The sequence below is a fragment of the Rossellomorea sp. ABR4_012 genome, from assembly GCF_056159545.1.
Map to the genome: position 1 here is coordinate 1 of NZ_JBSWVK010000001.1, position 12,553 is coordinate 12,553.

At 43.8% G+C, this 12,553-nt stretch carries 7 protein-coding genes and 2 riboswitches; all 7 genes read right to left on the bottom strand.

The features are described from left to right. Positions 1-510: 510 nt before the first annotated feature. The gene (ptsG, locus tag ACXAFV_RS00005) at positions 511-2,589 is read right to left on the bottom strand and encodes a glucose-specific PTS transporter subunit IIBC (protein ID WP_475123722.1); all 2,079 of its coding nucleotides are present in this window, start codon (positions 2,587-2,589) and stop codon (positions 511-513) included. 184 nt (positions 2,590-2,773) lie between these two features. Then, positions 2,774-3,616, bottom strand: a complete 843-nt coding sequence (glcT, locus tag ACXAFV_RS00010) for a glucose PTS transporter transcription antiterminator GlcT (RefSeq protein WP_475123723.1) — start codon at positions 3,614-3,616, stop codon at positions 2,774-2,776. 424 nt (positions 3,617-4,040) lie between these two features. Then, positions 4,041-5,375 (bottom strand): NCS2 family permease, encoded by a 1,335-nt coding sequence (locus tag ACXAFV_RS00015; RefSeq protein ID WP_475123724.1) that lies wholly within the window; start codon positions 5,373-5,375, stop codon positions 4,041-4,043. Between the two features lie 119 nt (positions 5,376-5,494). Beyond that, a riboswitch (purine riboswitch) is annotated at positions 5,495-5,596 on the bottom strand. Between the two features lie 141 nt (positions 5,597-5,737). Further along, a complete protein-coding gene (gene guaA / locus ACXAFV_RS00020) occupies positions 5,738-7,291 on the bottom strand; it encodes a glutamine-hydrolyzing GMP synthase (protein WP_475123725.1) in 1,554 nt (517 codons plus the stop codon). A 399-nt stretch (positions 7,292-7,690) separates the two neighbouring features. Continuing rightward, positions 7,691-7,792: riboswitch (purine riboswitch) on the bottom strand. 40 nt (positions 7,793-7,832) lie between these two features. After that, positions 7,833-10,037 carry a transglutaminase TgpA family protein gene (locus ACXAFV_RS00025; protein WP_475123726.1) on the bottom strand — a complete coding sequence of 735 codons (2,205 nt, stop codon included), beginning with the start codon at positions 10,035-10,037 and terminating at the stop codon, positions 7,833-7,835. Next, a complete protein-coding gene (locus ACXAFV_RS00030) occupies positions 10,034-11,251 on the bottom strand; it encodes a DUF58 domain-containing protein (RefSeq protein ID WP_475123727.1) in 1,218 nt (405 codons plus the stop codon). The genes ACXAFV_RS00025 and ACXAFV_RS00030 overlap by 4 nt, the downstream gene beginning before the upstream one ends. A gap of 1 nt (position 11,252) precedes the next feature. Beyond that, positions 11,253-12,209, bottom strand: coding sequence for an AAA family ATPase (locus ACXAFV_RS00035; RefSeq protein ID WP_475123728.1), 957 nt, complete (start codon positions 12,207-12,209; stop codon positions 11,253-11,255). Between the last annotated feature and the right edge of the window lie 344 nt (positions 12,210-12,553).

Genomic DNA, 12,553 nt, shown 5'->3' on the forward strand with positions numbered 1-12,553 from the left:
TTTGCAACGATTCTATCGTTGCGGTAAATCTAGAATTAACGTTGACGTATTGTCTTGTTTTGTTCAGTTTTCAAGGTTCAATTTGTTGATGCGCTCCGTTTGAAGCGACTTAACCATCATACCAAGAATGCGACGCTTTTGTCAACAACTTTTTTCAAAAATATTTTTTCTATCAATTTCAGTTGTTTTCCGCGTCTCACTTGCGACGGTTTTTAAAGTATATCAACCATTCCGAGTTCCGTCAACAGTTTTCGCTAAATTAATTTAAACTTTTTAATAGAGTCTAAATCTATCCATATTCTATCTACCTTTCACCTCCACTATACTAACAGCCGCGAAGCATCTTTAATTATTGTCTCGGGCACCAACCCATCCTTTACAAACCCCCTATCACGGTAGACGATTACCTCTTCCCACTAGATACTCCCCCACTCCTTGCACCTTCTTTCTTCTATATAAAATAAAACCCCACACCGATACTAAAATCGGTGTGGGGTTTCTCAACTTTCATCAGTCAATCTTGATGATATTCTCGTCGTTACGATTTACTTTTCCTGTCTTTTCAAGAGTCACTTGCTGACCCTCTTTAAGGTTTGTAAAGACAATTGGCGTCATAATAGAAGGTGCGTTTTCTTTGATATAATCTAAGTCTACTTCAAGTAACGGTTGACCTGCTTCTACTTGATCTCCCTCTTTAACCAGCGCTTCAAAGCCTTTACCTTCTAGTTTAACTGTATCGATTCCGACGTGGATCAATACTTCTCGGCCATTCTTTGATTCAAGGCCTAAAGCGTGCTTAGTCGGGAATACATTCACGACTTTACCATCTACAGGAGAAACGATTGTTCCTTCTGATGGTACGATCGCGAATCCATCTCCCATCATTTTGCCAGAGAATACTTGATCTGGTACTTCTGTGATTTCTTTGATTTCACCCGTGATAGGTGATACAAATTTTTCGTTCTTTTCTTCTTCGGTTGTTTGAAGAGCATCAGGATTCACTTCTTCAATCTGCTGTTCCACTTCTTCATTTGCGCTTGTTTGCGCTTTACGAGGAGCTTTACCGCGCATGATGTCTTGCATTTGTGATTTCAATGTATCAGATTTAGGACCGAAGATCGCTTGAATGCTATTGCCGACTTCAAGCACACCTGAGGCACCTAACTTCTTAAGTCTTGGCTTATCAACGTTTTTCGCATCGTTTACTGATACACGAAGACGGGTGATACATGCATCTAAGTGAGCGATGTTTTCTTCTCCACCCAGCGCTTCAAGAACATTGTATGGAAGTTCACCGGCTGCACCTGTACCTGCACCTGCATCGTCTTCATCTTCTACTTCTTCACGACCAGGGGTCATAAGGTTCCATTTGCGGATCGCGAAACGGAATCCGAAGTAATAGACGACTGCAAATACCAGACCTACAGGGATGACAATCCATGCATTTGTTTGAGGATTGATCAGACCAAATAAGATATAGTCTATCAGACCGCCTGAGAATGTCATACCGATTTTAACATCCAATAGATGCATCGTTAAGAATGACAGACCTGCGAAAATTGTATGGATACCGAATAAAACTGGTGCTACGAATAAGAATGAGAATTCAATGGGTTCTGTGATACCTGTCAAGAATGATGTTAAGGCTGCAGATCCCATGATACCTGCAACGACCGCTTTACGCTCAGGGCGGGCTTCATGGTAAATGGCAAGTGCTGCTGCAGGAAGACCGAACATCATGAACGGGAATTTACCTGTCATGAAGGTACCTGCTGTCAGATCTTGAACACCGTCTTGAATTTGTTTCATAAAGATTGCCTGATCACCACGGATGATGTTCCCAGCTTCAGATGTGTACGTTCCAAACTCAAACCAGAATGGTGAGTAGAAAATATGGTGAAGACCAAACGGGATAAGAGCACGTTCGATGACACCAAAGATGAATGCGGCGAACGCTCTGTTTTCACCCAGCATGAAGTTCGAGAATGCATTCAAGCCGTTTTGGATCGGCGGCCAGATTAAAAGCATCAATAACCCTAAAACAACTGCAGATGCTGCCGTTGCAATCGGTACGAATCGTTTACCAGCGAAGAATCCTAAGTAAGACGGAAGTTCGATTTGGAAGAAACGATTATACATATACGCTGCCAGAATACCGACGATGATACCGCCGAATACCCCGGTTTGAAGTGTTGGGATTCCAAGAACAAGAGCATAGGCAGGGTCTACCCCTTCACCTGTTACATCACCGATTCCCAATCCTTCCACAGTACCCATCGTTACGTTCATAATCAAGAAACCAACGATGGCTGCAAGTCCGGCAACACCTTCTCCGCCAGCAAGCCCTATGGCTACACCGACCGCGAAGAGGAGTGCCAAGTTTCCGAAGATGATTCCGCCAGCTTGTTCCATGACACTGGCAACCATTTCGACTCCACCACTTGCAAGGAATGGAGCAATCTCTAATAAAGTAGGATTCTGCAAGGCATTACCAAATGCAAGCAGAAGTCCGGCAGCCGGTAAGATCGCAACTGGAAGCATAAGTGCTTTACCGACTTTTTGTAAGACGCCAAAAGCCTTTTTAAACATGTGTTTTCCTCCTTTTATTAAATAAATAGTGATTATTTCAGCAGATGAGATGATAGCAAACAAAAAAGGCATGAGAAAAGAGGATAATGAACGTATAAGGATAGACTACCCCAAATCATACGTTTCAATTATCTTCTTTACTCATGCCTGATCGAATCAGTAACACGTAAGATAGATAAGTACATTATTTGACTTTATTCTGTATACGCTGCAAGTGCATGGTCAAGTACACTGCCTCTGCATCATAAACAGGTTTCTTCAATGTTTGCTGCATCATCTTGATCAGCTTCCAAGATAAATTATAGCAGAGAGGGTATTCCTCTTTCAACAGTTTTGCGATTTTTTCCGGTTCCTCGACACGTTCTTCACGCAGGACCCGCTCGATTGTATATCGAATATGACGGACAAGCCTCATATAATCTACACTTTCTTTGTTGATTTTGACATCCAGCTGCTGTTCGATCATGGTTGTGAGCCTGGAAATCAACTGAGAGTGCTGATTCACTTCAGAAAGATCTTTATTCATCATTGCACTGTGAATGTGAAGGGCAATGAATCCCACTTCCCCTTCAGGCAAATTCACATCTGTCATATCATTGATCATCCCGACAACCTCTCGGGCTATTTCATATTCAAATGGATAGAGAGTTCTCGTTTCTACTAAAAAGGGATTTCTGATCTCCATCCCTCTCATCAGTCGATTGATGGCAAAGAGTATATGGTCGGTCAGGGCGATATGGATATGTTCATTCAAAAACGAATTCGTCCGTTCACGTATGAGTTCAATAGCGGAGATGATCACGTTGGAAATATTCTCATCAAGGAATGGCAGCAGGTTTTTGTACTGTTCCTGCTCTTTCTCTCCTTTCAGGACGAACATTTTTTCGGCTATATCATTTTGAATAGGGTCTCCTTTTTTACGGTTAAACCCAATCCCTTTTCCAATCAGCACAACTTCCCCATAGCTCTCATGCTCGGCGATTAGAACGTTGTTGTTCAATGCTTTTTTTACACTCAAAGTAGACATATGAATTCTCCCCATCATTTCGACCAATTTCGACAGTATCCGATTTCATGATTTTAACGAAAATGAACATATATTTCAATTAAATATAATCCCCTTTAGTATTACATTCTCTTCTTTCTTCTTACATCCTCTTTTTTATAGCTATTCATATATAAAACGGCTCTTGAACACCGCTTTTGATTTCCGTGCAAGACTTCACTTTCCGCGGGCGGACACTGAGCCTCCTCGTCGCTATGCTCCTGCGAGGTCTCATCAGTCTCGCTTTTCCCGCAGGAGTCTTCGTCTCGCACTCCAATCAACAGCTGGATTGAACTAAAATTAATAATGGGCCTAAAAATAAAAAACTGACCTCCAACAAGAGATCAGCTTTTAATGTGATAACTATACATTCTTCAATAATATTTTCGAAGATATTGAAAGTTTATTAAGCGATAAATATAAAATACAGAACAAAGATAACGAACAGTCCGTACATGATCGGATGGATTTCTTTTGCGCGGCCCTTCATGATCATCGTGATCGGATAGAAGATAAACCCGATTGCAATACCTGTTGCGATACTGTAAGTCAGCGGCATGGCAACGATCGTCAAGAATGCCGGAACGGCCACTTCGAATTTCTTCCAATCAATCTCACCTAAGGATGATACCATCAGCACACCTACGATGATAAGCGCCGGTGCCGTAACTGGAGCCGTGATGACATCGAGTAATGGGAAGAAGAAGATCGACAGTACGAATAGAACCGCAGTAACGACTGATGCAAATCCCGTTCTTGCTCCTGCTGCAACCCCTGCAGAGGATTCAATATAAGAAGTTGTAGTGGATGTACCCAGGATAGCCCCTACCACTGTTGCACAAGAATCAGCGAATAGTGCTTTTCCTGCACGTGGAAGCTTGTTATTTTTCATTAAACCTGCTTGATTAGCAACTGCCACGAGTGTACCTGCAGTATCAAAGAAATCCACGAATAAGAATGTCAATACAACGACAAGCATTTGGATGGTAAAAATACTTCCTGCATCATTGAACAGCGGATCAAGCGCTGCCCCGAAAGTAGGCGCCAGGCTCGGTGCAGCATCTACCACTTTATGTGGAGTATCAATCAACCCCATTAACATCCCTACGATGGCTGTAGCCACCATACCGATGAAGATTCCGCCTTTTACGCCTCTTGTCATCAATATCACTGTAAGGATGATGCCGAATATAGCCAATAACGTATTCCCGTGAGTAAGGTCACCAAGTCCAACAAGGACAGCATCATTATTCACTATGATCCCCGCATTTTGAAAACCGATAAATGTAATAAAAAGTCCGATACCCGCTCCAACTGCATACTTCAGTTCTGCTGGAATCGAGTTAATGATTTTTTCCCTGACACCTGTCAAGGTCAACACGATAAAGATCAATCCCGAAATTAAAACACCTGTTAAAGCTGATTGCCAGGATACACCCATTGTTAAAACAACCGTATAAGCGAAAAATGCATTAAGTCCCATTCCCGGTGCAAGAGCGATCGGGTATTTGGCAAGGAGCCCCATGATCAATGATCCGATTGCCGCAGCCAAAGCTGTGGCCACAAATACTGCACCTGAGTCCATTCTCATGCTATCCGGAAGATCCGGTACTGATTGAAGTGTCAACGTTAACGGGTTGACAACCAATATATAAGCCATTGACAGGAAGGTTGTCAGTCCCCCGATGATCTCTCTTCTGTAATTCGTCCCCAGTTGTTCAAACTGAAAGAAATTCTTCATTTCTGTAGTCCTCCCTTATGCGTCGCAGATTTCAAATAAAAAAAGCTCTGAACTACCGAAAGTTCAGAGCTTTGACTATAAGATAAAAAACAGATAGGACGTATGTGTATATGCCGAAGTCCTTCCATCAATCACCTCGTAGTCAAGCCATTTACGGTAGCTTGGTAGAAACGCTCGGGCCCTATTCCCGAAATTATACGACGTAACAAAAAATATAAGATTTATTATGACATGACTATTGTACCAACGAACGACGTGATGGTCAATATGAAAACCGAACATTTTATAAAATTAATTATAAAATGTTCGGTTTAAATTCAAAGCGGGTATCAATTACCCTTTTTTATATATTTATCGATGGTTTACTCCCACTCGATTGTAGCAGGCGGCTTACTCGTCACATCATACACCACACGGTTAATGTGATCGACTTCGTTTACGATACGGGTCGAAATTTTCTCAAGAACATCCCACGGGATACGCGCCCAGTCGGAAGTCATACCGTCAATCGATGTAACGGCACGGATTCCGATTGTGTAATCATAGGTTCTGGCATCTCCCATGACACCCACACTGCGAATATCAGGAAGGACGGTGAAGTACTGCCAGATATCGCGGTCAAGGCCGGCTTTCTTGATTTCTTCGCGAAGGATATAGTCGGATTCACGCACGATTTCAAGCTTCTCCTCAGAAATTTCTCCAAGAACGCGGATGCCCAGACCAGGACCCGGGAACGGCTGTCTCCAAACGATGTCGTCCGGAATACCAAGTTCCGAACCTAACGCACGCACTTCATCTTTAAATAAAGTATTTAAAGGTTCGATCAAAGTGAACTGCATATCTTCAGGCAGTCCGCCAACGTTATGGTGGGACTTGATAGTTTGGGCAGTCGCTGTCCCGCTTTCGATGATATCTGTATAAAGGGTTCCTTGCGCAAGGAATTCAATTCCTTCTAACTTAGTCGCTTCGTCATCAAATACGTAGATGAACTCGTTACCGATGATTTTACGTTTTTGTTCAGGGTCGGAAACACCTTTCAACTTATCAAGGAATCTATCCTGTGCATCCACTTTGATCACGTTCATGTTGAATCCTTCAGAGAAGGTTTTCATCACACTATCCGCTTCCCCCTTACGAAGAAGACCATGATCAACGAAAATACATGTTAACTGATCACCGATCGCTTTATGGATAAGGACTGCTACGACAGAGGAATCCACTCCGCCGCTAAGGGCACAAAGCACTTTCTTATCTCCGACGATCTGACGGATTTTGTCCATTTCCATATCGATGAAGCTTTCCATCGTCCAGTCGCCTTCACAGCCGCACACTTCAAATACGAAATTCTTTAGCATTTCATTCCCGTGAACAGAATGACGTACCTCCGGGTGGAATTGAACGGCATAAAGATTTTTCTCTTCGTTGCTCATCGACGCAATCGGACATGATGGGTTTGTCGCATTTACATCAAAGCCTTCTGGAGCTTCAACGACAAGGTCCCCGTGACTCATCCAAACAACTTGCTCATCTTCAAGACCGGAGAAGAGCTTTGATGTTTTCTCGATATTGATGGCTGCTTTACCATATTCACGGTGTTTGGCACGCTCTACCTTACCGCCGAAATGCATCGTCATCAGCTGCATGCCGTAGCAGATACCAAGAATCGGAATGTCCAGGTCAAAAATTCGCTCATCACAACGGAAAGAATCCTCACCATATACGCTGTTCGGACCGCCGGAGAAAATGATTCCAGTCGGATTCATTTCCTGGATTTCCTCAAGAGTGATGGTATGCGGGTGAAGTTCGCTGTACACCCCGAACTCACGAATTCTTCGTGTGATTAACTGATTATACTGACTTCCAAAGTCTAAAACGACGATCATTTCCTGATTATGCAATTCCTCTTTACCTAGCATTCAGTTCACCTCATCCATTTATTTATCTCTCTTTTGTGTATGATTCCCTTACCATCCACAAATACATCCTTTTGTTAGCAATTCTTTTTTAAAGAATGGTCCCCTCAACACCGCTTTTGATTTCCGGGCAAGACTTCGCTTTCCGCGGGTAGCCCGTGAGCCTCCTCGGTCGTACCTCCCTGCGGGGTCTCACATTAGCTACTTTTCCCGCAGGAGTCTTCGTCTTGCACTCCAATCAAAAGCTGGATCCGAAAACCAACAAGCAATCCTAAAATAATATACAACAAGCTTTTAGTTTACTGTTAATCCCCAACCATAAAATGACCTCTAAAAAGCAAAAAAACTAGACTCCGCCTGTGAAAAAGGCAGGATTCTAGTTTTTTGGCATGCAAAGATGTCGAAATAGAACACTGCCTTCATAGTCCAGTCATTTACGGTGACCGGGTAGAAACTTTCGAACCATATTATCGAGGATATACGAAGGATGCTAACGAACTCTATTATTAATTTGACATCATTTTAAACCTTGTTGATGAAGCGGTCAACCAGTTGTTCTTTTAATTAAATTTTCCCATAATTCTCTCATCTTCACCCAATCTTCCCGATCGGGCTTGTGACCATATAATGTGCGCTCGTAACGGTTGGTCAAACTCGTCATTTCATAGGTTCCAAAGAAGGAATCGATGTAGCGGGAGAACCCTCTGAGAGTTTGCCCGTCCTGCATTTTTAATCCATATCTTCCTAATTGTTTCACCAATGAGATAAAGGCTTCGGAATAAACATCTTCAGACTTTCTTCTCCGGTAATAGAAGATCAGGAAGTAAGGAAGCCAGCGTCTTCTGAAAATATAAGCAAGTGCAGCGGCCAAAATCAATAGTAAGAAACCAATCAGGATTTTACCCCAGTTTTCTGCAAAGAATGTTTTAATATCCTCCCAAAGGTCCTTGAAAGAAAAACCGCTCCCGTTTGATGTTTCTTCAACATCTGGCTGCATAGGTTTTTTAGGCGTTTCTTTTTCAGGCACTGGCGCCTGGTCTTCATCTTCTGAATCTTCAAGGTCCAAATCATACTCATACGCTATGTTGCCGTTGAACCCGACCGTCGGTTCAAATGGAACCCAGCCGACTTCAGGGAAAAATACTTCTACCCAGGAGTGGGCATTATTATTCGAGACCTCATAGAGCTTGTACTCTGAATCAATCTGGCGGCTGTAATCCCCTTCAGTGTATCCTTTTACCCAGCGGGCGGGAATACCGAGGGACCTGACCATGACGACCATTGATGTCGAGAAGTTATCACAATATCCCTTTTGCGTTTCAAACAGGAACTGATCGACATAGTCCTGATCTCCCTCAGGAACTGGGACGTCGAATTGATCATAAACAAAAGCCTCTTTTTCAAAATACCCTTCAATGGCACGTACTTTGTCATACCAGTCAGCTTCGTCCTGAGTGATTTCAATCGCCAAATCCTTTACCCTCTGCGGTGTGGAAGCAGGAATTTGCGTGTATCTGTCCACAAACTCAGGAACCTGCATGGCTTCCTGTTCTGCGTTTGCCGCCCTCATTCGTTTTTGAGAATAAGAAGGGTGACGATAATCAAGAGTATACTCATCTAACCTTTCAGGATCACCGGATTCATTAAGGCTTCTGATTTTCTCATTGACCGGCATGAATTCGAACGAGCCTTCTTCATTCCCGGTCACCTTTTCAACCCCGTAAGGATATACCACATGAGGGTACGCTTCTTCGATCATGACTTTTTCAGTTTGAAGTTCACGCTCTTCATTTTTAGGGTTTAGGGCAAACGGAAGCTCCTCAGCCGAACGGAAAGGGACTCCTGCCTCCTCTTCCATGGATTGCTCCCACCCTTTTCCCGTATACAAATCTTTCGTTTCGATTCTCCAATAATGTTCCCTTGTCACCTCAGCCGTGAAGACCACGGTCGGATCACCGATGAATGGACCGCCGAGCTTTGAATCGTCCGTATCATAGCCCAGCTTGCTGACACCCTTCAATCCACCGGAACCCTCTGCAAAGGATTTAATATACGGAACCGGGTCCGGCCAGATGGGATCGGCCTTTGGTGCCGCAAAAGCGGCAATCGAGCTGACTCCAAGCAACACCGTAAGCGGCACAATCCACCGGTGCCTGCTCATTTTTGAACCAAGCAGCTTTTCACCCTGGATCAACCGCTCAAGAGCGAGCAGTCCCATAAGCAGGAAACCAAACACTACGACACGGATGATCGCTTTGTCTCCCTCATACACCGTAAACGTATCCATGACGCTGATATACGTGACCGTCATGATATAAAAAAGCAAGATCGCTTTCCTGACCGACAGCCAGTAATAAATCAGATAAGTCATCAGCCACAGCAGGATAAAGAACAGCAGGCTTCGAAAGAAGAATGACAAATCGGACCAATCCCTGCCTATCGTGAGACCTAAGTTATGCCACAGGTCTTTAGCGAATACCCCAAGCCATGTGAGATCGAACAACGATCCCGGAAAATACAGGGCATGTAAAGAGACCATGATAAAGATGGCTTTAACAGTGCCCGACAGCAAATAATGAACCCCAAAGTAGGATAGGGTCAGTGCCAATGCAATAAAGATGATAAAATACGTCAAATCACCTGTATCGGTTACGACCTTCAAAGGTTTCAGCCACTCCCATAAAAGCAGGAATCCGAACAGATAAATCAAGACGGAATAAAATCGGTTGGCAGATGCTTTTCCCCTCATGCGCGCTTCACCTCCGAAAAGGCAGATGAGAAATCGCCTTCATAGCACACCTTCAGCCAGATTCCGCGTGAGGCTGCGTATGCATTCAATGCTTTTTCCTCGGAAGTGTAAGACTCCCCTTTTGACTTGACCAGGAAAATAACGACTGAACTGTTGCGTTTCGAATAATTATTGACACTCATGATCATTTTTTTCGACACGGACGCTGTAACAAAGAAGACAGCTGCAGACTGAGAGTAGTTCAGCCCTTCACCCTGGAGTATTTTCCCCAGTTCAAAACGGCTGTCCGGCTGGACCTTCGCCAAATGATAGAAGAGCTGCCCTTGATGCTCATCACCGCCTCTTATCGGAAATGATTGATGTTCTTTCCCGATTGAAACCAACCCAACCTGTGCACCTTTTTTAATAATGGAACGAATGACAGAAGCAGTGAAGGTGACCATCGGTTCAAAAGCAGAGGAATACTCACGGTCGAGAACGATGAGTACATCGTGCGACTGGCGCTCTTCAAATTCCTTCGTCATCAGTTCATTTGTGCGGGCAAACGATTTCCAATGAATCCAGGAAAAGCGGTCCCCCGGCTGATACGACCGGACACCCGTTGCCATCGTCGTATCCTTCTGTATCTTCACATTGGACGAAGTCATCCCTTGGTCGTAACGATTCTCAAGCGGTCTGTAAGGAACCTCGACGAACGAAGGGTAAACCAGCAGCTGATCCTTGCAGTCTATGACCACATCTTTTTCAAATACCCCAAAGAAGTCGCCAGTCTTAAGGCGCACTGCAGAGTAAATATGTTCACCTCGGGGAAGCTCGTCTATATAATAAGACAGCTTTATTTCCTTCCTGAATCCCGGATAAATCATTGATTTGGCTTTTTGAAACTGAGACTGCTGGAAAAGAGACTCTGTTACGACATCTTCAAGAATCATATAAAAAAGCGGAAAAGGCAGCTTCCTTCTCAGCGTCAGCGTCACCTTAAGTTCATCCCCCGCCTTGTATTCGACAGATTCAAACCTTCTTTCCACGTAAAAATCGGAAAGCGGGTACATGAATACGAGCAGCGAATACAGAGCAAAAGGGAGGAAGCTGTAAAATAAAAACCAGCTCACAAATCCACCTTGAAACATCGCATACGTAAACGTGATGGCAATTAAAAGAAGAAGAAGCAAAAGCTTGCCTATCGGCTTAAGTACCTTAAGTTTGTTCTTCATACTATCTCACAAGCCTTTGAACAGGTACAGGAATGCGCGCCATCACTCGTTCCACCACTTCTTCCGGCGTGATACCCTCATAACGGGCTTCCGACTTCATGATAATTCTGTGCGCAAACACAAATGGCGCAAGAAATTGAACATCATCAGGAACCACATAATCTCTTCCTCTTAAGAATGCATATGCCTGACACGCCTTCATCAATGCAATCGAGCCGCGGGGGCTTGCTCCAAGATACACATTCGCATGGATTCTCGTACGGCCAGCAATATCCACGATATATTTCTTAATGGTGTCATCCACCAATACTTCCTTCACTTCTTCCTGAAGGTAACGCAGCTCTTCCAGAGTCATGACCGCCTCCAGATCATCAATCGGAGGATTCTTCTGTGCCCGGTGCAGCACTTCCATCTCTTCCGCAGGCTCCGGATATCCCATCTTCATCTTTAAAAGGAAACGGTCAAGCTGAGCTTCCGGAAGCGGATACGTCCCTTCATACTCAATCGGGTTCTGTGTTGCCATAACGAAAAAAGGCTTATCGAGTCTGCGGGTATTCCCGTCGATGGTCACACTTCCTTCTTCCATCCCTTCAAGCAGTGCTGACTGCGTCTTCGGGGACGTACGGTTGATTTCATCAGCTAAAACGATATTCCCCATGATCGGGCCCGGCCTGAAGTTGAATTCCATTTCCTTCGGATTGTAGATCGATACCCCGATGACATCCGAAGGAAGAAGATCCGGCGTAAACTGAATCCGCTTAAAGCTAGCCCCGACAGATTTGGCAAGCGCCCTGACCATCATCGTCTTTCCGACACCCGGGACGTCCTCAAGCAGCACATGGCCGCCAGCCAATAAAGCCACTACACTCAATTCCGCTACCTTTCTCTTCCCAATCATGACTTTCTCTATATTTTCAACGACATTTTGCAGTTTCGGGTTTAAATCTTCTTGCGTCATATGACCCCTCCTGTATCCCTTTTATATGTTTTTTCTCTTTAACTATTAATACTTTCGTTTTGATTCCCAAAAATCCTCCATTTTGAGGAAAAAATAATACGAATTTTTAGGAAATTTGTCATATCAACCGGAATTGGGCGTTAAAATCATTGGGTAGGGTTCGCTCTTTCGGGCATAATCTCTAAATGGAAGGATATTGACTGCACCACAGGGGCAGGAGTCATGGGATGGGTATGAATTCTTCGAGTTTTGTATGTTAATCTTTTAGTTTCACCCATTAATCTTTGAGTTTTGGGCATTAATCTTTTAATTTTGATCAAAAATCTTTTAAAAACAGATGTTAA